Consider the following 22,865-nt stretch of genomic DNA (forward strand, 5'->3'; position numbering starts at 1 on the left):
GCTCAGGCCTGACCGATCAATTCGATCGCCTGTTCTCGCATCGCGATCTTGCGGACCTTGCCCGTGACTGTCATCGGGAACTCGTCCACGACATGGACGTACCGCGGAATCTTGTAGTGCGCGAGCTTGCCGGTACAGAAGGCACGGACCGAATCGGCGTCCAGATCGTCTGCACCTTCGCGCATCTGGATCCACACCATCAATTCCTCGCCGTACTTTGCGTCCGGCACACCGATGACCTGCGCGTCGAGAATGTCGGGATGGGTGTAGAGGAACTCCTCGATCTCACGCGGATAGACGTTCTCGCCACCGCGGATGACCATGTCCTTGATGCGTCCCGTGATAGCGACGTATCCGGCCTCGTCCATGACTCCGATGTCTCCGGTGTGCATCCACCGGGCAGCGTCGATAGCCTCGGCGGTCTTCTCCGGGTTCTCCCAGTAGCCGAGCATGACCGAGTAACCACGCGTGCACAGTTCGCCCGGCTCGCCGCGCGGCACCGTCAGTCCGGTTGCCGGATCGACGATCTTGATCTCGAGGTGCGGTCCCACCCGACCGACGGTTTCGGTGCGCTGCTCGATCGAATCGTCCGAGCGGGTCTGCAGCGACACCGGCGACGTCTCCGTCATGCCGTAGCAGATGGACACCTCTGCCATACCCATGCGATCGATGACCTGCTTCATCACTTCGACCGGGCAGGGCGAACCCGCCATGATGCCGGTGCGAAGGGACGACAGATCGAAGCTGTCGAAGTCCGGCAGCGCCAATTCTGCAATGAACATCGTCGGAACGCCGTAGAGGGACGTGCACTTTTCGGCCTGGACGGCTTCGAGCGAAGCGCGCGGATCGAATGCCGGGCCCGGAATGACCATGGCAGCACCGTGACTGGTGCACGCAAGGTTGCCCATCACCATGCCGAAGCAGTGATAGAACGGCACCGGGATGCACACCCGATCGACCTCGCTGTAGTGGCACAACTCGCCGACGAAGTAGCCGTTGTTGAGAATGTTGTGGTGGCTGAGCGTCGCGCCCTTCGGGAAACCGGTAGTGCCCGAGGTGTATTGGATGTTGATCGCGTCGTCGGCCGACAACGCGGCTTGGGCAGCTCCGAGCGGAGCCGGATCGCTTGCCTGGGCCGCCAACCCGTCGGCAAGCACCGCGTCCCACTCGGGTGAACCGAGCAGGAGCACTGAAGTCAGATCCGGGCACTGCGGCCGCACCGTCTCGATCATCGACGCGTAGTCCGAGGTCTTGAAGCTGGCCGCAGACAGCAGCGTCGAGATTCCGGCCTGCTCGAGCACGTACTGCAACTCGTGCGAGCGGTAGGCCGGATTGATGTTGACCAGGATCGCGCCGATCTTTGCCGTCGCGTACTGCGTGAACGTCCATTCCGGACAGTTGGGAGCCCAGATCCCCACCCGATCGCCCTTCCCCACACCACGGGAAAGTAGTCCGGCAGCGAGCCCGTTCACCTGCTCGGCGAACTCCCGGTACGTCCATCGTCGACCGCTGGCATGGTCGATCAACGCATCGCGGTCACCGTGTGCGGCAACCGTGCGATCGAGGTTGTCTCCGATGGTGTCGCCCAGCATCGGACCGTCCCATACTCCGGACGTATAGCTGGGCAGCGGCGTACTCATGTGTTCTGTCCTCTCCGGTTGCCTGTTCAGGCACCTATGAGAGGGGCCGCCGCAGCGGACCCTCTCATCTACGAATTTACTCGATTCGGTGTGATGCACGACATACTTCCCGGTGCGGGGTGGCCGTAACTGTTCAGAGTCCGGACACCCCACCCGCCTGCTGTGCGCCTTTATTAACCGCCGGCGGTTAATAAAGGCGCACAGTGTTTACAGGGCGTGATCCTTGGTCTCGACGAGCGCCCAGGTGCAGACCAGACTCACCACGCCGAGGATTGCCAACATGATTCCGATGGCCATACTCCCGTAGGCCGAGGCCAGCGGTGCGGCGATCAGCGGCGGCACCGCGCCGCCGAGCACTCCGGCGAGGTTGTAGCCGAGGCCGGCACCGGTGTAGCGGTAGCGGGTCTGGAACATTTCCGGAAGCAGCGCACCGCAGGGGCCGTACGCGATTCCGAAGATCATCAGCGTGCCGAACATTCCGAGGATGAACGCGATCGGTGTTCCGGTGTCCAGGAGCGGGAACAGAATGAGCGCCCACACCACAGCCAGACCACAAGAGATCATGATGACCTTGCGACGCCCGATGCGGTCCGAGTACAAGGCGGAGACGATGATCGCCGCACCGAAGACGAAGGCGGACGCGATACCGACCGACAGGACGAACGGGCGGGAGAAGCCGAGGGTCTTGGTTCCGTAGCTCGTGAGGAACGCCGTGCCCATGTAGAAGAACGCGAACAGGCAAGCGAGGGCGCCGGCCGAGAGCAGGATTTCCTTGGTCTGGAACCGCCAGGCATCCAGGAACGGGAGGGTGCGAGGTGCTTCGTTCTTCTGCTCTGCAACGCGCTCTGCCTGCTCCGCCTTGAAGACCGGGGTCTCCTCGATAGCGAGTCGCATGTAGAGGCCGATGCCGACCAACACGATGGAGAACAAGAACGGGATACGCCAGCCGTAGTCGAGGAAGGCTTGGTTGGTATCGCCGAGAACAGCGCCGGTGATGAGGAATGTACTGCTCGAGAGCACGAAGGCGATTGCGGGGCCGAGCTGCGGGAACATCGCATACAGACCACGTTTGCCCGGTGGGGCGTATTCCGCGGTGAGCAGAGTTGCGCCTGCCCATTCACCACCGACCGCGAAGCCTTGGCCGAATCGCAAGAGCACCAGGATGATCGGAGCCGCAACACCGATGGTTGCCGCACCGGGCAGCAAGCCGATCAGGAGCGTCGAGATACCCATGAGCAGGAGCGTCGAGATCAGAGTCTTCTTGCGACCGATGCGATCACCGAAGTGTCCGAACAGCATTGCGCCGACGGGCCGGGCGATGAATGCGACTGCGAAGGTCGCAAACGATGCGACGGTTCCCGCGGTGGCACCGAGCGCGGGGAAGAATACCGTCGGAAAGACAAGTGCCGCAGCAGTTCCGTAGATGAAGAAGTCGTAGAACTCGATGGTCGTGCCGATGCAGCTCGCGATCGCGACGCGCCGCACACTGGTGGTCTGCGGGGGTTGTGTCGCGCCTGCGGCACTCGCACCCCCGGCGCCGGCGGCGCTGTTGCCGCCTGTGGGAGAGACTGTGGTCACTCGATTCCTCCGTGGTCCCGTGGTGTCGCCCTGTGGGCATCACCGTCGATAGGAGGAAAGGTAGTGATGTGGCTCACCCCTGCACTACCCCCGAAAGGGGGTAGGAGTGATCTCGGTCACGACTTGTATGCAACGGTAACGAGTTTCACCGCTCTCCACATGCCGTGGGCCGTCCGATTCGTTCACACGAATCGGACGGCCCACGCTGAACTGCGTCAGGGTCCAGCTCTACGAATCAAGCCTTTCCGGCAGCCCCGAAAAGCTCCTGACGGATCTCTCCCCACACCGTGGCGTAGGAGTCGATGATCGGTTCTGAAATCCACTTGGACTCCCCCGCTTGAACTTTCGCGAGAGCATCCGAGAAGAGATCCTGGTAGCGGGACAACCGCGGAACGAATGCCGACAAATCGTCGAACAGGTTTGCAGCCCGGCGGTCCAGCTCGGCAAGGGAATTCGCGTCCGCGTCGTCGATAAGTGCAACGAACTCCTCGTCCAGCGGAACGAAAGCCTCGTACACCTCGCCGATGGAGTCCTCGTCGATCGAGACCCGCTCAGCGTCCAACTGATCTTCGAGTTCCGCGAGGCCTTTCTCGGTCAGGCTGATGGCACCTTCTGCTTCGGCCGCTTTACCCTGCGCGACAAGTGCGTCGTACGCAGCTTGACCGGACGCTGCGCTGACGCCCAAGTGCTCGGCCAGTACAACCGCTCCGACCCGCTCCTTGAGACGTACTGCTTGGAGCAGTGCCAACTCGTCCACATTGCCAGCGAAGGCCATCGATTTCTCCTACTCACGTGCCGCCTCTGCGGCTCCAGCATCACAGCGGACACCCGTGGGTTTCCGCAGCCCGACAAAGGGCTCGAAAGAATCAGATCACACGCCGATCGATCGTTGTGAAGTCACCGCAGCAAGCCGACTGTCACGCGACGGTATCGACCTGATCGGGGATCACGCTGCCGTCCGCACGAGTTACGGCGCCTTTGGCCCCGGCCGCGTCGGTGTAGGCATCGGTCGAGCAGTGATAGGGAGCATCCGCCTGTGCTTTCGGTTCGATGAACATGGGGTTGACCAGCCATTTTCCGTCACTGTTGTCGTAGGCATTGCACATCAGTTCGGGATTGTTGCGGTTGATCACCAGGCGCGCACCGGTCGCATCTCCGAGGAACGTCACGTCGGTGACAGAATCACCGGCAGCAAACACCTGACGCCGATCGGCAGGCAACTGCTCGAACGCCGTAGGCCCTTGGACCCCGTAGACAACCTCGTTGACCTGACACCGCTTCCCATCGATGTACGGAATGACCGAGTCGTCACCGTCCGCAACCCCACCACATCCCCGCAGGCGCCCCGTCAGAACGCCGCCCTCGACGATCGGCCGAACTCCCATCACGTGATCGGCATCCAATCCCAGCTGCTCCGACCAGACTCGAACGACCGGTTCGGCCGACGCGGAGATGATCCGCACGTCGAATCCATGAGCGCCGAGGGTTTTCACCAAATCTTCGATTTGCGCGTAGTAACGCACCGAGCCGTCGACTTCCGTGGTACCGACGGTCTGATCGGATCCTTCTGCAGCAGCGAGATTCTCAGCACGCGCTGCGCGGGCGTACTCGGTGATCTCGTCCTCGGTGTGCCCTGCCATCAACTGCACCGCCCACGCGTATGCGGCCTTGGTCCGGCGGTGATCGTAGCCGTCGAATGCAACCTGTCCGTCGCGAGTCTTCTCCTCGAGTACCGCAACGATCTCGTCAGCGCAGTCCAAGTCGGTACTGGTTACCAAGGGTTGACCCGGGGCGGTCTCCGAGCCACACGCGACGGAAAGTGCGGCAGCGCCGGCTGGAGTCATGAAGCGACTGGTGGTTGCCCAGTCCGCTCCGGCGGGCTGTAACACCTTGTTGTTCTTGATCATCCAGAATGCAGTGGCGCTTCCGATGTCGTTCTTGACAACTGTGTTGTCCCAGTCGAAGAGCGCCAACGGTGCGCCGTCATCGACATCACCTGCAGCTCCACACGTTCCGAACTCCGTCATCATGGCATCCAACCTCACACGGTTGTCGCCGTACCACGCCAGACTGGGATCCAACGCCGCGCAGGATGAACTACCCTGCGCCGCATCCTCTTTCGTGGTACTCTCGGCCGAACTACATGCAGTTGCACTCAACAGGACACTACCTACGGCCAACGCACACAGGGCGCGGGCATGCAGCGAACGGAACATCGATTCCCTCATTTTCGTCGTGATTCGGGTACGACGGCATACCCAAGTGTCGATCGACCCGGGTATGCCGTGCAGCTGTCAACTAGTCGAGCGTCAGCACTTCTCCCGACGCAACGGCGTCGGTGCGAGAGGTGTCCTTGAGGTCGACGCCGGAGCGGCCCAATTGGCGCGCTCCCGTCACCAACCCCAGGACGACACGAGCAGCCTGCTCGTATCCGAGGCCCTCGGGTGGGTGGACATTGGAAATGCAGTTTCGATCCGCGTCGGTACGACCGACGCGCGGAAGATGAGTCAGATAGATCCCGACGCTGTCCGCAACGGAGAGCCCTGGACGTTCGCCGATCAGGACGATCGCCGTCTGCACTCCCATCGCGGCGGCGATGTGATCACCCAGTGCCACACGGGCATTCGTGGCGATCACCGGCGGCGCAATCGAGTACCGCTCCCCCAACACCGTGACCAACGCGGACAGTAGTTGCTCGCCGTGGTCCATCAGTGCTCGCGGGGAGAGTCCGTCGGCGAGGATGAACCCGATTTCCTTGTCGGAGCTCTTGATCGCGCTCAGGTCAGCAGGCTGGCGCCCCAGGTCAGGTCTCCGGAGATACTCGCTGCGAGTGGAGACGCTGCTCGCGACCACCACCGGTGCCCCGATACCCACCCCGTCGACCCGACTGGCGAGAGTCTCGGAATCGAGTGGCTCGTGCACTGCGTCGCGGGCTGCGGCGTGTGCTGCCTTGAATTCGAGAACCCGCTTGGTGGGCAACGAATCTCCGGCACGCCCCAGCCCGATACGCGATTGTGTGGTCTTGCGCAGTGGACCCCAGAAATCGAGGATCGGTGCCTGATCTTCGGTCATGAGTTCACCGTCAAAGCCCTCAGCGGCGACATTTCGGCGTCGATCGGAAGAACCCGACCGTTTGCGTCGGTCATCCCCAAGTTGTGGAGCCAGGTCTCGAACTCCGGGGCGGGCTGCAAACCGAGGACCTTACGCACGTACAACGCGTCGTGAAACGCCAGACTTTGATAGCCGAGCATCACGTCGTCGGCGCCGGGCACCGCGATCACGAACGCCGCGCCGGCGACGCCCAGCAAGGTGAGGAGGTTGTCCATGTCGTCTTGATCGGCTTCGGCGTGGTTGGTGTAGCAGACGTCCACTCCCATCGGCAGCCCGAGGAGTTTTCCGCAGAAGTGATCTTCCAAGCCCGCGCGAATGATCTGCTTGCCGTCGTAGAGGTACTCGGGACCGATGAAACCGACCACCGTGTTGACCAGCAGCGGCTCGAGATCTCGAGCCACGGCGTATGCCCTGGTCTCGAGTGTCTGCTGATCGACCGGGGCTCCGCCGGTGCCGTAGTGGGCACCTGAACTGAGGGCGGACCCCTGCCCTGTCTCGAGGTACATGACGTTGTTGCCGACCGTTCCGCGGTTCAAGGAGCGTCCGGCCTCGTTACCCTCGCGCAGTAGCGGAATGTTCACTCCGAAACCGGAATTGGCGCCTTCGGTACCGGCAATCGATTGGAAGACAAGATCGACCGGCACCCCCGATTCGATCAGTCCGATCGTGGTGGTCACGTGAGAGAGCACGCACGACTGAGTCGGGATCTCGAATCGCTGACGGATGTCGTCGAGCAGGTGGAGCAGATCCGAGGTGGCCTGGGGTGAATCCGTCGCGGGGTTGATGCCGATGACGGCGTCGCCACATCCCATCAGGAGACCGTCCAATGTGGCCGCCGCAATGCCGCGTGGATCGTCCGTCGGGTGGTTTGGCTGGAGTCGGGTGCTCAGCCGCCCAGGCAGTCCGATGGTGGTGCGGAACCCCGCGGTGACCGTGATGGCCTTGGCGACGGCGATCAGGTCCTGATTGCGCATGATCTTGCTGACCGCGGCAACCATCTCGGGGGTCAGACCGGGACTCACGGCGGACAAGCGTGCTGAAGCTTCCGGCGCCGACGCAGTCTCGAGCAGCCAGTCCCGTAATCCGCCAACAGTCAGGTGGGCCACCGGCGCAAATGCGAGGCGATCGTGGCTGTCGATGATGAGCCGGGTGACCTCGTCGTCCTCGTACGGAACCAACAGATCTTCGAGGAACACAGTCAACGGAAGATCAGCCAGAACCCATTGGGCAGCAGCACGTTCGGCGTCGGAGCTTGCCGCGCAACCGGCTAGTTCGTCACCCGACCGCAGTGGTGTCGCTTTTGCCATCAGATCGACGAGACCGTCGAACGAGTAGTTGGTTCCGGATACCTGCTGGTGATACTTGGCCATCCCGCGACTCATCCCAATTCTTCTTCCGCCTGTGCAAGTACAGCAAACTCCTCGTCCGGCGAGTTGGCAACAAGGTGGTGACGACTGTAGAGACCGAAGTACGCCATCAGAACTCCGAAGGCAACCAACGTCAGCAATGCCGCAACGGGATCGACCAGGAAGGTGGCCACCACCGACACTGCCGCGATCACGAGCGCAAACGAGGTGGTGGCGATACCGCCGGGCGTGCGGTACGGGCGCGGCATGTTCGGCTCACGCTTACGAAGAACGATGTGACTCACCATCATCAGGACGTAGCTGACTGCCGCGCCGAACACCGCCATGTTGAGCAACATGGCACCTTCACCGGTGAGTGAGAGCGCGAAGCCGATGATTCCGGGAACGACGAGCGCGAGAGTGGGGGCCTTGCGCTTGTTGGTCACCGACAGGTTCTTCGGCAGGTAGCCGGCGCGGGAGAGAGCAAACGTCTGACGTGAGTAGGCGTACATGATCGAGAAGAAGCTCGCGACCAGACCGGCAAGTCCGATGTAGTTGACGGCCTTTGCCGCTCCGCTGTCCCCCAGAGCCTCGACGAGCGGATTTCCGGAGGTGGACAGGGCATCGGCGCCGAGCGCACCGGTGGCGAGGAAGAGAACCGTTGCGCCTGTGACGATCAGGATCAACATGCTGATGATGATGCCGCGGGGGACGTTCTTCTCCGGTTCACGCGCTTCCTCGGCGGCCAGCGGCACACCTTCGACGGCAAGGAAGAACCAGATCGCGAAGGGCACGGCGGCCCAGATTCCGAGCAGACCGAATGGCAGGAACGACGAGGATCCGACTGCGCTGGTGTCGACGGCGATATCGGTGAGGTTGGACGAATCGAAAAGGCCGACAGCCGAAACCGCGAACACGACCAGGCCGACGAGTGCAATGGCGGTGATGATGAACATCGCCTTGAGTGCCTCACCGGCGCCGGTGAGGTGAATGCCGATGAAGATCGCGTACACCGCGAGGTACACCCACCACCCGTCGGTGATCCCGAACAGGTTCAGGGACTCGACGTACGCACCGATGAAGGTCGCGATCGCTGCGGGTGCTATCGAGTACTCGATGAGAATTGCTGTGCCGGTGGCAAATCCGCCCCAGGGCCCCATGGCCCGTCTGGCAAACGTGTATCCACCACCAGCGGCAGGAAGTGCCGACGACATCTCGGCCATACCGAGCACCATCGCCAGGTACATCCCCGCGATGACGACGGCCGCGATGAGAAGGCCACCGAAACCACCTTCGGCCAGACCGTTGTTCCAGCCGGCGTAGTCACCGGAAATCACATAGCTGACACCCAACCCCGCAAGCAGCACCCACCCTGCTGTTCCCTTTCGGAGTGTTCGTTTCTCCAGATACGAATTGTCTTCCGCATGGAAGTCTGCGCCGTCGTGGTGTGCACCCGCGGCACCGGCGTTTTTGCCGGTTGCGTGGTCGGAAAGAGACATGTCCATCCTCTTAATCGGTCAAGAATGAGACGACGCACGGTGGATGCGTCGCGTGAAATGAACGGTATGTGGGCGATGTACGGAGAAGGTCGCCTGGAGATGACCGTGCTGTTAACTGGCTGTCATGTGAGCGGCCCCGAGTCTGTTCAGATCTTCTTCAGGCGGCCGTTCTCACGATCGGGCGGCCGCGCCCGGCACCGGGCAGGCATCGACGGCCTCGGCGACCACCTGGGGAGCCGTCGGGGGCGAAGGACGCACGCCCGCTTCCCAATCAGCGCCTACGAGAATGCTCGACGCGCCGAGTGCTTCGTTTTCGTCCGGTGTGAATGCCCTTGCTCGACTGAGGAATCTGAATCCTTCAGGAGACTCCAGGCTGAATCCGCTGCCGCGGCCGGGCACGACGTCCAGCACCAACTGGGTGTGCTTCCAGGCTTCGAACTGTGATCCGGAAATCCAGACCTGTACAGCGTCGGTTCCGGTGGGAAGGTCTTCGGGAATCTCTCCGACAGCAAGTCGGAGATCGACGATTCCGAGTAGTACGTCACGGTCCCCGATGATGAATTCGCCTGAGGGATAACACATCGGGGCCGAGCCGTCGCAGCATCCGCCGGATTGATGCATCATCAGTTCGCCGTGAGTCCCGCTGAGGCGGCGTAGCAGGTCAGCCGCCCCAGCGGTGGTCACCAACCGGGGTGGAACGGCGCCGGTATCGGGTGTGTCCGTGGCGCTCATTCCAACCTCCGTGTGTTTGTGCAGGTTTCGCGTGTTGCAGTCCCTCGCACCGGCACCCGCAGCGAGGGGCTCACGGGTGCCGGTGGGTCGATCAGAAGAAGCCCTGAGCCTTCTGGGCGTAGCTGACCAGGAGGTTCTTGGTCTGCTGGTAGTGCGAGAGCATCATCAGGTGGTTCTCGCGGCCGATGCCGGACTGCTTGTATCCACCGAAAGCGGCGTGTGCCGGGTACTGGTGGTACGTGTTGGTCCAGACGCGACCGGCCTGGATGTCGCGGCCTGCGCGGTACGCGACTCCGCCGTCGCGGGACCAGACACCGGCGCCCAAACCGTAGAGCGTGTCGTTGGCGATTTCGATGGCCTCGTCGTAGTCCTTGAACGAGGTGACCGAGACGACGGGTCCGAAGATCTCTTCCTGGAAGATGCGCATCTTGTTGTTGCCGGTGAACACCGTCGGCTGGACGTAGTAGCCGCCGGACAGGTCTCCGCCGAGTTCGGCCCGCTCACCACCGGTGATGACCTTGGCGCCTTCGGCCTTGCCGATCTCGATGTACGAGAGGATCTTCTCGAGCTGATCGTTGCTGGCCTGGGCACCGATCATGGTGTCGGTGTCGAGCGGATCCCCTTGGCGCACAGCCTTGGTGCGAATGGCGGCCATCGCGAGGAACTCGTCGAAGATGTCTTCCTGGATCAGCGAACGTGACGGGCAGGTGCAGACCTCGCCCTGGTTGAGGGCGAACATCGTGAAGCCCTCGAGTGCCTTGTCCTGGTAGTCGTCGTTGGAGGCGAGGACGTCGGAGAAGAAGATGTTGGGGCTCTTGCCACCGAGTTCGAGGGTCACGGGGATGAGGTTCTGCGACGCGTACTGCATGATCAGGCGACCTGTGGTGGTTTCACCGGTGAACGCGATCTTCTTGATACGCGGGCTCGACGCGAGCGGCTTTCCGGCCTCGACGCCGAAGCCGTTGACGATGTTGAGCACACCGGCAGGCAGCAGGTCACCGATGATGCCGATGAGGTGCAGGATCGAGACGGGTGTCTGCTCGGCAGGCTTGAGCACGATGGCATTGCCGGCAGCAAGGGCGGGTGCGAGCTTCCACACGGCCATGAGGATCGGGAAGTTCCACGGAATGATCTGGCCGACTACGCCGAGCGGCTCGTGGAAGTGGTACGCCACGGTGTCGGAGTTGATCTCCGAAAGCGAACCTTCCTGTGCGCGAATAGCTCCCGCGAAGTAGCGGAAGTGATCGATGGCGAGCGGAATGTCGGCGTTGAGGGTCTCGCGGATCGGCTTGCCGTTGTCCCACGACTCGGCGAGTGCGATGGATTCGAGGTTCTCCTCCATACGATCAGCGATCTTGTTCAAGATGATCGCGCGCTCGGCGACCGAGGTCTTGCCCCAGGCCGGAGCTGCTGCGTGCGCTGCGTCGAGAGCGAGCTCGATGTCTTCTGCGGTGGAACGAGCCACATCACAGAAATTCTGTCCGGTCACCGGTGTCGGGTTCTCGAAGTACTGACCCTTGACCGGAGCAACCCATTCGTTGCCGATCCAGTTGTCGTATCGAGACTGGAAGGACATGATCGCGTCGGCGGTACCTGGACGGGCGTACACGGTCATTGCAAGCTCCTATGTAAACGTGATCTTCCTGGGCGCACCCACCAAATCGGTGACTGCAATCCCACCCCCCGGTGGGGTGTGATTCACAACACTAGGAGTTGCAACGTTGCAAGTACGTTGCGTGCGAGAAACGCAGATGATTCTCAGATGCCCAATTGGCGGTCGAGGAGATCAATTCTTGCCTGGACCTGCGAATACAGCGGAGATTGAGGATCCAACGTGGACAGGTAGGCCTCCCACACGACGGAGTCTTCGCGCCCATGTACGGACGTAGTCCACCGGGCCAGAAGGTTGGCGTCACCTCCACGCAGCAGAGCCGCCTGAACCCTGGTGCGTAGTTCTTCCCGCACCTCTTCGATTCCCGGGGAGGCCGAGCCTGCCAGTACCGGGCCCGAATACAGTTTCATCGCCGTCGCCGCGTCTCCGCGATCCAACGCTGCCCGCACGTCGCCGACGTCTGTCGTGAACTCCGTGATGATCCGATAAGGACGCGAAGCCAGCCGGTCGGCGCCGAAAACCTTACGAAGCCGCGACATTTCCGCGCGAATGGTCACTGCGTCGAGCTCCCCCTCGTCGAGCAGGACCGCAAGGTGGTCGGAGCTGAGACCCTCCGGATGTTCGGAGAGCAGAAGGAGAATCTCGGCGTGACGCTGCGAAATCGGGATGCGGTCACCGCCGCGAACCAGCGTCGGCCGGCCGGCACCGAATGTTTCGAGGCGCGGAGCCGTGGCGCTGAGCGGGATAGGCGAGTTCAAGAGGTGGAATCGCAATTCCGATTCGGCGGCCGCAACAGTTGCACGGATCAGCGACAGCACTTCGGGAACCGCGACCCTGGGACCACCGGTGATGTCGATGGCACCAAGGATTTGCCCAGTGGTGGGATCGTGGACGGGTGCGGCCGAACAACTCCAGTCGTGCACGGTTCGGTTGAAATGCTCGGATCCGAAAATCTGGACGGAGTGATCGAGAGCAAGCGCCGTTCCCGGCGCATTGGTGCCGACACGATCTTCGCTCCAGTCGGCGCCTTCGACGAAGTTCATGGACAACGCTTTGTCCTTGGCCGAGTTGTCACCCTCCACCCAGAGCAGTCGACCGTGTGCGTCACTGATCGCGATCAGCAATCCGGTCTCGGCAGCATCTTCCACCAGGAGTTTCCGAATCACCGGACGGATCAATGACATGGGATGCGCGGACCGATATTTTTCGAGTTCCAACCCCTCGAGCATCTCAGGATTGCCGACAACATCAGGATTTACTCCCTTGTTGCGGCTCCGCATCCAGGACTCGAGCACGACCGAACGGACATGGGAGTCGTCGGTCAGCCCTTGGCCGGGCACGCCGCGGGCATCGATGAACGACTGATGGGCAGACGAAAGTCGCCGCGCGAGTAACGCGACGTCATCCCCTGGCCTGACCGCCACCCACGGGTTGCCGGACACAGCCTGTTCACGTGCCATATTTTGCGTTCCTCCGCTCCGTGGACCACTGTAACGCCGATCACAGCCCGTAGGCGAGAACGACCATTCGGTATGACTGTCGACCTAGCCTGCCGCCACTCGCGGTCACTCGTCACCGAGCAGGATGGCGCTTGCTCGTTCCGCGACCATCACCGCGGTCGCGTGTGGGCCGCGGGTCGGGATCGTCGGCAGGATTGACGTGTCAACAATACTGAGTCCTGCCGCGCCGATCACACGGCACCGATCATCGACGACTGCGAACAGGTCCGATTCGGCGCCCATCACGCAGCTACCGGACATGTGCAAGGACGTACCGAGGCGAGATTCGATCCACTCGTCGGTGTACTCCACGACGGGGCGATCGATCAACCCGGTGTCGGCGATCGACTCGAGAAGGTTCTCGGCGATCTGCATTCCTTCCCGAATGGCTGCTCGATCGTGCGTCGACGCGACGTAGTTGTATCGAATACGCGGTGCCCCAGCGGGATCCCCCGATGCCAGTTCGATGCTCCCACGACTGCGCGGCGCCATGAGGACCACCCCGACGCCGTGATCCATGCGAGGCACACCGGGAACCAAGTCTGTGAAAGATGCGGTGTACGGACGGATTTCAAGCTCGGCGAGATTGAGCGCAGTCTCCAGCACCGGTGTCTGCGAGCGAATCGTACGAGGCGTCGAAAAATGGTACGGCAGCAGCACTTCCGGATGGTCGACGAAGTTCTGGCCGACGCCAGGCCGATCGAGAATGACGGAAACTCCTTGCTCTGCAAGTTGTTCCGCCGAACCAACACCGGAATTCAAGAGAATGTGCGGCGTCGCCACCGCACCCGAACACACGATCACGTGGTCGGCATGAATGCGTCGGACGTTGCCGTCGTCGAGAACGTCGACGCCGACCGCACGGGTTCCCGAGAATACGATGCGAATGACGTTCACTCCGGATTCCACCCGCAAATTCGGGCGGTGCAACGCCGGCATCAGATACCCGATCGCAGTACTGATCCGACGATGATCCGCCACGTTCAGTGGCACTCGGCCGACGCCGAACGAGTCCGGCGCATTCTTGTCGACGTCGTCGGGAAAACCTGCTCCGAGCGCTGCCGCATGAAACTCACCGCTCAGTGGATGCAGTTGGTCCCACGCTCGACGCTCGACCGGGATCGGACCGGCGGTCCCGTGGAACTCGCCCTCGAAATCACGATCCGTCTCAGACTTCTTGAAGTACGGCAAGATGTCGTCGTATCGCCAAGCACTCGGCCAGTTCTCGAAATCTGCGCGGGTCGCGCGCGTGAAGTACGCACCGTTGACGGCCCCGGACCCACCGAGTGTCCGCCCGCGCGCAATCGTGGACGCCCGACGCGGTGTCAGTTCGACCGGATACGTCCACGTGTATTCGCTCGCAGGTCCGACCGGCAGTCGGTACGGATCACCCAGGACGTCCGGAAGTTCGAGCGCCGAACGATATCCGCTTCCCGATTCGAGGAGCATCACCGTGGCGGATGGATCTTCACTGAGCCTGGCTGCGACGACGCAGCCACACGTGCCACCACCGACAATCAGGAAGTCTGCGTAGTCGGCTTCTGTCACTTGGTGATTCGAGGTTTCAGCGCCGCCCAGTCGCGAGCGTCGAACGCGCCCCGCCAGAGTCCGGCTCCATACGCGATGTCATCTGCTCGTTTGAAGAAGACGTACCGAACCGGACCCAGCCCGCCTGGCTCACGGTGGCGATACCAGTCCACCAAACCTTCGGTGACTGCCGCAGCGACGGCCAGTCGCCGAATTCGACGGGAAGCGATCACCGCCAGAAGAGTCACCGGCCAGTAGTGACGACACATCGCCGAGGCGAGTTGCCAGAATCCTCCGACAAATCCCTGCGCAGTGAGGATCGCTGCGATCCGGGTGGGCTGACTCAGCCCGTTGAACATCTTTCGCAGGCGATACACCGTGAAGAGCAGAGCGCCCAGCGCACTCGCAAGACCGGAACGGGTCAGTGTTGCGGCGGCGATGCACGCGAAGAGCGTCGAGAACGACATCGCCATCGGCGGAACCGAACCCTCGTGTCTTGCAGCCAACGGCGCCGCGCCCGTGCCGTAGAACGCTCTCCTGGCGAACCACTTGTCGAACTGAACTCGATGATCGTGGGCGACATGCGCAACCGGTTCGTACCTCAGTCGCCAACCCGCAGCCTGCAGTCGCCAGCAGAAATCGACGTCCTCGGCCACTTCGAGACTCTCGTCGAAACCGTTGCATTCGAGTGCCACGTCGCGCCGGACGATCACGGCCGCGCTGGGAACATAGGCGACCGGACTTCCCGACTTCACCGCAGCTTCTTTACGTCCGAGGTCGAGAGACGATCGCATGTTCTCGTACCGCGCCAGCGCCGTCCCGTACGGATCGAGGGCGACGATGCGGGGCGCAACAAGGGCAACCCCTGGATCGCTGAAGTGGCCCAACATCAACTCGAGCCAACCGGCACGCGGTATGACGTCGGAGTCGAGGAAAGCTACGAAACGTGTTTGGGCCGAACGCAATCCCGAGTTCCTCGCTGCCGAGGGTCCGCGGCCGCTCTCGTGCCGCACCACTGTGATGGTTCCGGTGCCCGGGCAGGCGCGACGGGGCTCCACCGGCACTTCCGAACCGTCGTCGACAACGATGACGGTCAGATCCTTGAGGACGGGCAGTAGGCGTTCGACGCCGGCCTGGTTGTCCTTGACCGGAATCACGACGGTGACATCTGCCGCAGACGGTGTCGACATCGGACGAGGATTCGCGACGCCTGAATCGAGAAGGTGACGAGCAACCGCAGCGCTCTGCTGGTCGACCACCTCGAGGAAGCCGTCACCGATCATCGCCGCAGCCGTCGGAGCCAGCTTGAGCATCCGTGTCGGAGAGCCGCCGATGAGCACCCGGCCGCCCGAGTACGTGCGCACCTTGGGGTCCAACCGAATGCCGAAGCCGTCGGGGAGTCTTGCTGGTCGCATCAGATGATCGTAAGGGACGTAGCCCGTCGTGCTGCAACTCGTCGCAGCCTCGAAAGCCGTCGCAGGTGGACCGTCCGCCCCCACTCGGTCGTGGTCGTCACCGAAGCCTCCCATCTGGACCAGGCTCCCACCGGGCCAGTCCATCCGTCACGCGTCCTACCAACTCACCGAAGATGTATGCGCCGTCTTCGGCGGTAGCCCCGACTGGATTGCCGAGAACGCCGTTTTGCGACACAGCGACCATACCGCCCGAACGCATTCCTGGCATCAGGTCCGCGATAGGAGACAAATTTCCTGTCTCAGCAAGGCTCATGTGCACCAAATCGGGCGAAAGGTGCAGCAATAGGCTCGTTTCAGTGTGTCCCGCGTGCGCATCGGCACCCGCAACAGCGCACGGCACCCAAGCGGCGTCACGTCCCTCGTATCGAAGAAGTGCCACAGCTTTGGCCAGCGCGGGACCATTTCCGCCGTGGCCGTTGACGAACAGCACCCGCTTCGTCCATCTGAACGCCGACCTTCCGTATTCGACGACGAGGGTTTCCATAGCCTCGGCACCGATCGAAATCGTGCCGGCAAACCCTTCGTGTTCGCCGCTCGCCCCGTATTCGATGGCCGGGGCCACGACGACGTCGGGCATGGCCTGTGCGACTGCTCTCGCGATCCGAGTGTCGGTATCGAGAGGCAGGTGCGGTCCGTGTTGTTCGAAAGAACCGACCGGGACCACGACGGTGAGCGCAGTGCCTTCGAGCGCAGGACTCGGGATGGCAGCAAGGTCACGCGGAGAACTCATCCCCCGATCGTATTGGTGCCGGCCCCTCCCACCGCAACACAGCATGCGGATACACCGGGGCATGGTTGTGCCCCGGTGTATCAGTTTTCGGTTGTCGCGGTCACGCCGCTGTTGGTGGGCTGTTCCCGCCGATCGGCTGCTGATACGGATCAACGGACATCGGTGGATAGAACACCGTCTTCCGATCCGGGCCGATCTCCACCCGCCACTCCGTGTGGTGCAGTGTCCGATGGTGATGACCGCACAACAAGATCAGATTGTCGAGATCTGTTGGGCCACCATCGTTCCAGTGAACAATATGATGAGCATCGCACCACCCCGACGGCGTCCCGCACCCCGGAAACGCACACCCACCATCACGAACCGCCAACGCCCGCCGCTGCGGCACCGTCGCCGTTCTCGCTTCCTTACCGCACTCGAGCGGAACACCATTCTCATCCAATAAGATCCGCGTCACGGTGCAGTCGCACGCCAGCATCCGGGCAGTGTCGATACTGATCGGACCCACCCAATCCGTCCACGCAAACCCCAACTCCTCAGTGGACGGCAAGAGGTCTTTCAAGGCCTGCAGATCCGTCACGTCTTTCGCCGACGCGGTCACCGTGATGTGCGGTTTCACCCCACCTTCGATCGGACCCAACCCCGCCCCCTCGTACCGGCGCAACAACTCGCAAAACCCGTCCGCCCGCCGTAGCGCCGGAGTACGCGTGTCCTTGACACCGTCCTTCTCCGGTGTCGGAGCGGACAGACTCGACAGCAACGTGATCAACCGTGCCCCGTTCACAGCATCCAGATCACCCTTCACAGACACCCGCCCGTACAGGCCTTTCGAGGCGTAGAACTCATTACACTCCGAATCTTCCCCGACCGGAACACCATCCTCACGCTTGCCGTACTGCTTCTCGATCCGCCGAATCGCCGCCCGCACCGCATCACAATCCGCGATGTTCTTCGACGCCAACCGAAGCAGAATCCCGCGAGCCTTGTCCACATCCGCCAGGGTCATGTTCTTCGGCGGATGCTGACAAAACGACGCCACCTGACGGGCTTTCAACGCATCCACATCACCGCGGTGAAACGCATCCGCCACCACGGGTTCGAGCATCAACAACCGCGCCAACCCGACCAGCAGACTGCACTCACCGATCTCCAAATTCGTCGAACCATGCAACCACTGCGCGATCGCCCGAAAACCCTTCCCACCGAGAACCTCACGGGAAAACATCTCCACGATCAGCAACACCATCCGCGACTGCAACTCGTGCCGGGCGCGCACCAGATCCAGAACCTCACCCTTGAGGCCCTCACCATCCAGCTGCCATGCTTCCCGACTGTTCATACCGAAAGCTTAATCGAACATACTTTCGATAACCAGAGACAAAACGGACGACTTATATCGCCAACGCAGCCCGATGCCCCTCGATGACCGCTGCGTGCGAACGTCTCGGGGACAGGGCGTCACCGATGCGAAATATCTCGAAAGAACTTCCCTGCAAGGTGTTCCACAACTCGTCGACAGGTTCCTGCTGTGTCGCGAAGACCACCCAGTCGACCGCAACTTCCTCGACCACACCCGTCGGAAGGTGAACCAAGCTCACGAGCGGCGAGGCTCCAGCGCTCACCGAAGTCGCCATCAGATCCGTCCGTTGCACGATCGACTTCTCGAACGCCCGGCGGTTCCACCCCTCGAAATCCAGGGTGACGCTCAGATCTTGGGCAACCACCATGCCGTTGGTCGCGATCGTGACAGCGCAACCTCGATCAGCCAGGAATTCCGCCACCGACGTACCTTGATGGAATCCCAACTCGTCGTATACGAGCACCATTCCGCTCGGCAGAACCCTGCCGTCGAGAACGTCTCGAACACTTACGACACGCTCTGATCCACCCGCCCACGTTGGGCGCACGGGCCGCGCGCCGGTTGCGATCACGACCACGTCGGGCGCCCGTTCCTCCACAATCGCAAGGTCAGCTCCAACACCCAGCTCGATCGTCACACCGCTTCGGCGACACTCCGATTCGAGATTTCGCACGAGGTCGGCGAGCTCACGGCGAACCGATACCACCGAGGCGGTAAGAATCTGTCCGCCAAGTCTTCGTTCACGCTCGAACAGCGTCACCGCATGACCTCGCTGGGCCGCGGTGGCCGCAGCTTGCAGGCCGGCCGGGCCGCCGCCAACTACCACCACCGTGCGGCCCCGTCGCCGCGGCATCGGCAGTGGGACCGATTCCCGACCGGCGCGCGGATTTTCGGTGCACCCCAACCAACGCCCCAGACCCATCCGCCCGACGCATTCCTGGTTGCAGGACAGGCAGGTTCGCACCTGTGACGATTGACCGGCACGCGCCTTGTTCACAAAATCCGGATCGGCGATCTGCCCGCGAACTACGCCCACCAGATCGCATACACCGTCCTCGAGTGCAGCTTCGGCTTGCTCCGGCGTCTTGAAACGGCCGACTCCGACGACTGGAAGATCGATGACCTCCCTGATCGCAGACGGGACGAAGTTGGCGTAGCCCGTGGGTACAGCCATCGATGCTTCGACCAGATGCAGTGTTTCCGTGGCCATTCCGACGGTGGTGTTGATGTAGTCGACGTGACCGTCAGCTTCGATCAGTTGGGCGGTGGTTACCGCGTCGGACAGTTCGATGCCACCCCGCGTTCCTTCGTATCCACTCAGGCGCACACCGAGCACACGATCCGGGCCGATGGCCTTACGCAGGACCCCGAGCACTTCGAGAAGGAAACGAGCACGATTCGCCACGCCCCCGCCGTAGCGATCGGTGCGCAGGTTGGTCGAGGGTGCCAGAAACGCGCGCACGATGGACGACTGCGACGCCTGCAATTCCACCCCGTCGAAGCCACCGGCAACGCAGTTGCGCGCAACAAGGGCGAACCCTGCGAGAATCTCGGCAATGTCCGCGTCGTCGACAGCTTTGGGCACCTCGCGGAACAACGGATCCGCAACGGCGCTCGGCGCCAACAGCGGCGATCGCGAATAGGTTCCAGCGCCCTGACCCCCGTTGTGGTTGATCTGCGCGAGAATCGACGAACCATGCGCATGAACGGCGTCGGTGATCCGCCGGTATCCCTCGATCGCTTCCGGCCGATAGCCCGCAATCATCTTCTCGTACGGTCGATCCGAAGGATGCGTCGAGTGTTCCTCGGTGATGATCAGACCCGCACCGCCCCGTGCCCGCGCCTCGTAGTAGCTCGCGTGCTGCTCCGTCGGCAACCCGTTCTCCGCGTAATTGGTCAGGTGTGCGGAGAACACGACCCGATTGCGGAGTGTCAGGTTGCCCAGGCGCAGTGGCGCGAAGAGGCGCGGGTATGGCGTCATCAGACCTTGGAGTTTCCCTGATCGAGAGCGATATGACTTGCCGTGACGGTGCGTGAACCGTCACCCGCGAGCCACAGAACGGTATCGGCGATCTCGTCGGGTTCGGCGAACGCGATGTCCGAGAGGATCGGAGTGAAGTTGGGAAGGTACTGCGGAAACTTTGCAAATACCTCGAGCGCGCCCTGGTCGACCCCCATCGGCGTATTTACTCCGTAAGGGTGGATCGAGTTGACCCTGATCTTGTACTCCCCCAGTTCCTTTGCCGCGGCCTGCGTCAGACCGACGAGACCGAACTTGGCGCTCGCGTAGTGCGCCTGTCCGGGCAGCGCCTTGAGTCCGGCCACCGAACTGACCACGATGATCGATCCACCGCGCCCACCTTCGATGATCGCCGGCACCGATGCCTTGAGGGTTTTCCAGACTCCGGTCAGGTTGATGTCGATCAGGGTTTCCCACTGCTCGTCCGACATTTCCCAGAATCGATTCCAGTTACAGACCCCGGCATTGGCGACCACGATGTCAAGGCGTCCGAACTGCTCGACACCGTCCTTGACCACCGCGGTGAGCGCTGCGCCGTCACGGACATCTACCTCGCGGGCGAGGATCTTCCCACCCTCCGCTTCGACCAGACGTATCGTCTCGGCAAAGTCCTCGGAAGTTGCTGCGTCGTAAGAATTGTCCGACGCCACCGACGCGCACACGTCGACTGCGATGATCGCTGCTCCCTCGCGCGCCATCTTGACCGCGTGCGCACGTCCTTGACCGCGCGCTGCGCCGGTGATGAAAGCAACGCGACCTTCGAGCGAACGAACTGAACCCTGTGTCATGAGATAGCCCTCTCTGCAGAATTGAAACTCGTTCTAGTAGTAAACCCTGCAAAGCGCCCTTCGCGGATGGATTCGAGAACAGTTCTCGGGGCAACCGAGTCACCCACCGGGATGTCGGCCGCTTCCTTCAGCGTTTCGTTCGGCAGACGGGGCGAGCAGTCGATCACCACTTCACACTCGAGCTGTGACCGCTCGCCGGTATGAACGTGCTCGACGCAGACGGCCCCTGAGGCGATTTCGATGACACGGGACGCGAGCACGCTGGTGACCCCGGCCTGCTGGATGCGCGTGTTGGCGCCGACCAGATCCCCACTCGCACCGAGCCTCGAACCGACGATGCTGTCCGGGGTCACAATCGAGACGGAGACGCCCTGGACCGCGAGTGCTTCTGCGAGCGCCACCGCGATCGGTCCACCGAGCGGATCGATCAGCGCGACCGGACCCGGCCCCACGGTGGTCAACTTCCCGAAGGCTTCCGACGCATCCAACCACCGAACCGAGTCGTCGACCGGATACGTCGGCGGCCGCGCAGCACTACCGGTGGCAACCACAACCAGCTCGCCCCGACTACGTGCATCACTCAGGTCCTGCGCGTCGACCGCCGCCCCGGTCCGCATCGTCACGCCGCTACGACGGCATTCGTCCTCGAGCCACTGCGCGAGGAGTGTGAACCGGCTGCGGCCGTCACCTCGCGCAAAAGTTCGGATCATGCCGCCGAACTGCGATGAACTCTCGACGAGTGTGACCGAGTGCCCCGCCACCGCCGAGATCCGCGCGGCTTCCATCCCGGCGGGGCCACCCCCCACGACCAGCACGGCTCCCGGTGTCGAAATCTGCTCTCGCTCATCGGGGTCCACCGTCTCGAAACCCGCGCTCGGATTCCCCACGCACGTCACGACCGGGTTGCGAGGATCACGCACGAGGCACGTCTGATTGCAGAGCACACACGGCCGTGGACGATCGCCGCGCGCGGCTTTCACGACCACGTCCGGGTCCGCGATCTGGGCCCTGGTCATCTCGACGAACTCGGCCACTTCCAGCGCTGCGTGAGCGTCGGTGATGTCCACGACGCTCCCCTGCACGACAACCGGAATCGACACCGCGGCCTTGATCTCACGGCACAGGTCGAGGTTGAAGTTCGGCGGGCAGTGAAAGTCGGGTCGGTACCCCTCTGATGAATAGAGTCCGCCACGAACGACAACAAGGAGATCGAGTAGTGGCGACAGATCGCGTGCAAAACCGGCGGCGAGATCGGGTGTCAGTCCCGCCCATGGTGCTTCCTCGTCGCAGGACAACCGCAGGGAGACAACGTGGTCCGACCCGACTTCCTCGCACACTGCCGAGATGATCTCGCGAACAAGGGCAACGCGATCAGTGCCGTATCGGTCTTGCCGAGTGTTGGTCAGACCCGAAAGGAACTGTCGCAGAATGCTTCGAGGACCGGCATCGAGTTCCACTCCGTCCATTCCCGAAGCGATGGCCATTGCCGACGCTTCACGAAAGCCGGCCATCAGCTGGTCGATTTCCGGCTGCCCCATTGCCATCGGCAACTCACGCGTCACCGGGTCGGCCACTCTTGACGGTCCCCACAGCACCGATTGGGAGTATGCGCTCGATCCCTGCATGCCGGTATGGCCGAGCCCGGCAAGAACCAGCGTTCCGTACGGAGCACATGCGGCCGCGATCGACTGCCACCCCGGGCCGCACTCCGACGCCAGCGGTGCCCGCTCGTACGGCCAGTCGTTCTCCAATACCGAGGCCACTTCGGTGACGACGATTCCGGCTCCACCCTCGGCGCGGCGCTGGTAGTACGCACGGTGCCGATCGGAAAGTGATCTTCCCACAGCAAGATTGGTCTCATGCGGACCGAAAACAACCCTGGACCGGACGAAGCGTCCGGCCAGGGTTGTGTGTTCGTCGAGTGTCAACTCACAGCTCTATCGGAACC

The 22,865-nt window shown here is 62.4% G+C and carries 17 protein-coding genes; all 17 read right to left on the reverse strand.

Annotated features, from left to right (window positions below; genetic code table 11):
* Window positions 1-2 precede the first annotated feature (2 nt).
* On the reverse strand, window positions 3-1,640 hold the full coding sequence (locus EEB12_RS06420; protein ID WP_020969014.1) for an AMP-binding protein: 1,638 nt from the start codon (window positions 1,638-1,640) through the stop codon (window positions 3-5).
* Between the two features lie 207 nt (window positions 1,641-1,847).
* A complete protein-coding gene (locus EEB12_RS06425; protein WP_019744239.1) occupies window positions 1,848-3,218 on the reverse strand; it encodes an MFS transporter in 1,371 nt (456 codons plus the stop codon).
* Window positions 3,219-3,453: 235 nt separating this feature from the next.
* The gene (locus tag EEB12_RS06430; protein WP_019744240.1) at window positions 3,454-3,993 is read right to left on the reverse strand and encodes a hypothetical protein; all 540 of its coding nucleotides are present in this window, start codon (window positions 3,991-3,993) and stop codon (window positions 3,454-3,456) included.
* Between the two features lie 142 nt (window positions 3,994-4,135).
* A complete protein-coding gene (locus tag EEB12_RS06435) occupies window positions 4,136-5,434 on the reverse strand; it encodes an HAD-IB family phosphatase (RefSeq protein WP_141487531.1) in 1,299 nt (432 codons plus the stop codon).
* A gap of 82 nt (window positions 5,435-5,516) precedes the next feature.
* Window positions 5,517-6,290, reverse strand: coding sequence for an ethanolamine ammonia-lyase subunit EutC (eutC, locus tag EEB12_RS06440; protein WP_141487532.1), 774 nt, complete (start codon window positions 6,288-6,290; stop codon window positions 5,517-5,519).
* Window positions 6,287-7,711, reverse strand: a complete 1,425-nt coding sequence (locus EEB12_RS06445) for an ethanolamine ammonia-lyase subunit EutB (RefSeq protein ID WP_019744243.1) — start codon at window positions 7,709-7,711, stop codon at window positions 6,287-6,289. The genes eutC and EEB12_RS06445 overlap by 4 nt, the downstream gene beginning before the upstream one ends.
* On the reverse strand, window positions 7,708-9,180 hold the full coding sequence (eat, locus tag EEB12_RS06450; RefSeq protein ID WP_003941913.1) for an ethanolamine permease: 1,473 nt from the start codon (window positions 9,178-9,180) through the stop codon (window positions 7,708-7,710). The genes EEB12_RS06445 and eat overlap by 4 nt, the downstream gene beginning before the upstream one ends.
* Window positions 9,181-9,345: 165 nt before the next feature.
* Window positions 9,346-9,906 (reverse strand): DUF779 domain-containing protein, encoded by a 561-nt coding sequence (locus EEB12_RS06455; RefSeq protein WP_099698337.1) that lies wholly within the window; start codon window positions 9,904-9,906, stop codon window positions 9,346-9,348.
* 91 nt (window positions 9,907-9,997) lie between these two features.
* A complete protein-coding gene (gene adh / locus EEB12_RS06460; protein WP_007730158.1) occupies window positions 9,998-11,521 on the reverse strand; it encodes an aldehyde dehydrogenase in 1,524 nt (507 codons plus the stop codon).
* Between the two features lie 143 nt (window positions 11,522-11,664).
* Complete coding sequence (locus EEB12_RS06465; protein WP_019744245.1) at window positions 11,665-12,978, reverse strand: helix-turn-helix domain-containing protein; 1,314 nt, start codon at window positions 12,976-12,978, stop codon at window positions 11,665-11,667.
* Window positions 12,979-13,083: 105 nt separating this feature from the next.
* Window positions 13,084-14,565: a mycofactocin system GMC family oxidoreductase MftG gene (gene mftG, locus EEB12_RS06470; RefSeq protein WP_141487533.1), complete on the reverse strand. Its 1,482-nt coding sequence runs from the start codon at window positions 14,563-14,565 to the stop codon at window positions 13,084-13,086.
* Entirely contained in the window at window positions 14,562-15,959 is a 1,398-nt protein-coding gene (gene mftF / locus EEB12_RS06475) for a mycofactocin biosynthesis glycosyltransferase MftF (protein ID WP_141487534.1), read from the reverse strand. The genes mftG and mftF overlap by 4 nt, the downstream gene beginning before the upstream one ends.
* A 97-nt stretch (window positions 15,960-16,056) precedes the next feature.
* On the reverse strand, window positions 16,057-16,749 hold the full coding sequence (mftE, locus tag EEB12_RS06480; RefSeq protein ID WP_141487535.1) for a mycofactocin biosynthesis peptidyl-dipeptidase MftE: 693 nt from the start codon (window positions 16,747-16,749) through the stop codon (window positions 16,057-16,059).
* A gap of 100 nt (window positions 16,750-16,849) precedes the next feature.
* The gene (locus tag EEB12_RS06485) at window positions 16,850-18,088 is read right to left on the reverse strand and encodes an HNH endonuclease signature motif containing protein (protein ID WP_141487536.1); all 1,239 of its coding nucleotides are present in this window, start codon (window positions 18,086-18,088) and stop codon (window positions 16,850-16,852) included.
* Window positions 18,089-18,140: 52 nt separating this feature from the next.
* A complete protein-coding gene (locus EEB12_RS06490) occupies window positions 18,141-20,090 on the reverse strand; it encodes a mycofactocin system FadH/OYE family oxidoreductase 2 (RefSeq protein WP_029254886.1) in 1,950 nt (649 codons plus the stop codon).
* Window positions 20,090-20,917, reverse strand: coding sequence for a mycofactocin-coupled SDR family oxidoreductase (locus EEB12_RS06495; protein WP_003941966.1), 828 nt, complete (start codon window positions 20,915-20,917; stop codon window positions 20,090-20,092). The genes EEB12_RS06490 and EEB12_RS06495 overlap by 1 nt, the downstream gene beginning before the upstream one ends.
* On the reverse strand, window positions 20,914-22,845 hold the full coding sequence (locus EEB12_RS06500; RefSeq protein ID WP_141487537.1) for a mycofactocin system FadH/OYE family oxidoreductase 1: 1,932 nt from the start codon (window positions 22,843-22,845) through the stop codon (window positions 20,914-20,916). Before EEB12_RS06500 ends, EEB12_RS06495 begins: the two co-directional genes overlap by 4 nt.
* Between the last annotated feature and the right edge of the window lie 20 nt (window positions 22,846-22,865).

This window comes from Rhodococcus sp. WS1 (assembly GCF_003797745.1).
Taxonomy (GTDB): Bacteria; Actinomycetota; Actinomycetes; order Mycobacteriales; family Mycobacteriaceae; genus Rhodococcus_F; species Rhodococcus_F erythropolis.

Excerpts from the sequence above, each read along its gene's own strand:
- EEB12_RS06465 (WP_019744245.1), bottom strand. The coding sequence starts at position 12,978 with ATGGCACGTGAACAGGCTGTGTCCGGCAACCCGTGGGTGGCGGTCAGG.
- EEB12_RS06445 (WP_019744243.1), bottom strand. The coding sequence starts at position 7,711 with ATGAGTCGCGGGATGGCCAAGTATCACCAGCAGGTATCCGGAACCAAC.
- EEB12_RS06490 (WP_029254886.1), bottom strand. The coding sequence starts at position 20,090 with ATGACGCCATACCCGCGCCTCTTCGCGCCACTGCGCCTGGGCAACCTG.
- EEB12_RS06435 (WP_141487531.1), bottom strand. The coding sequence starts at position 5,434 with ATGTTCCGTTCGCTGCATGCCCGCGCCCTGTGTGCGTTGGCCGTAGGT.
- mftF (WP_141487534.1), bottom strand. The coding sequence starts at position 15,959 with ATGCGACCAGCAAGACTCCCCGACGGCTTCGGCATTCGGTTGGACCCC.
- EEB12_RS06430 (WP_019744240.1), bottom strand. The coding sequence starts at position 3,993 with ATGGCCTTCGCTGGCAATGTGGACGAGTTGGCACTGCTCCAAGCAGTA.
- EEB12_RS06485 (WP_141487536.1), bottom strand. The coding sequence starts at position 18,088 with ATGAACAGTCGGGAAGCATGGCAGCTGGATGGTGAGGGCCTCAAGGGT.
- adh (WP_007730158.1), bottom strand. The coding sequence starts at position 11,521 with ATGACCGTGTACGCCCGTCCAGGTACCGCCGACGCGATCATGTCCTTC.
- eutC (WP_141487532.1), bottom strand. The coding sequence starts at position 6,290 with ATGACCGAAGATCAGGCACCGATCCTCGATTTCTGGGGTCCACTGCGC.
- EEB12_RS06495 (WP_003941966.1), bottom strand. The coding sequence starts at position 20,917 with ATGACACAGGGTTCAGTTCGTTCGCTCGAAGGTCGCGTTGCTTTCATC.
- mftE (WP_141487535.1), bottom strand. The coding sequence starts at position 16,749 with ATGAGTTCTCCGCGTGACCTTGCTGCCATCCCGAGTCCTGCGCTCGAA.
- EEB12_RS06420 (WP_020969014.1), bottom strand. The coding sequence starts at position 1,640 with ATGAGTACGCCGCTGCCCAGCTATACGTCCGGAGTATGGGACGGTCCG.
- eat (WP_003941913.1), bottom strand. The coding sequence starts at position 9,180 with ATGGACATGTCTCTTTCCGACCACGCAACCGGCAAAAACGCCGGTGCC.
- EEB12_RS06455 (WP_099698337.1), bottom strand. The coding sequence starts at position 9,906 with ATGAGCGCCACGGACACACCCGATACCGGCGCCGTTCCACCCCGGTTG.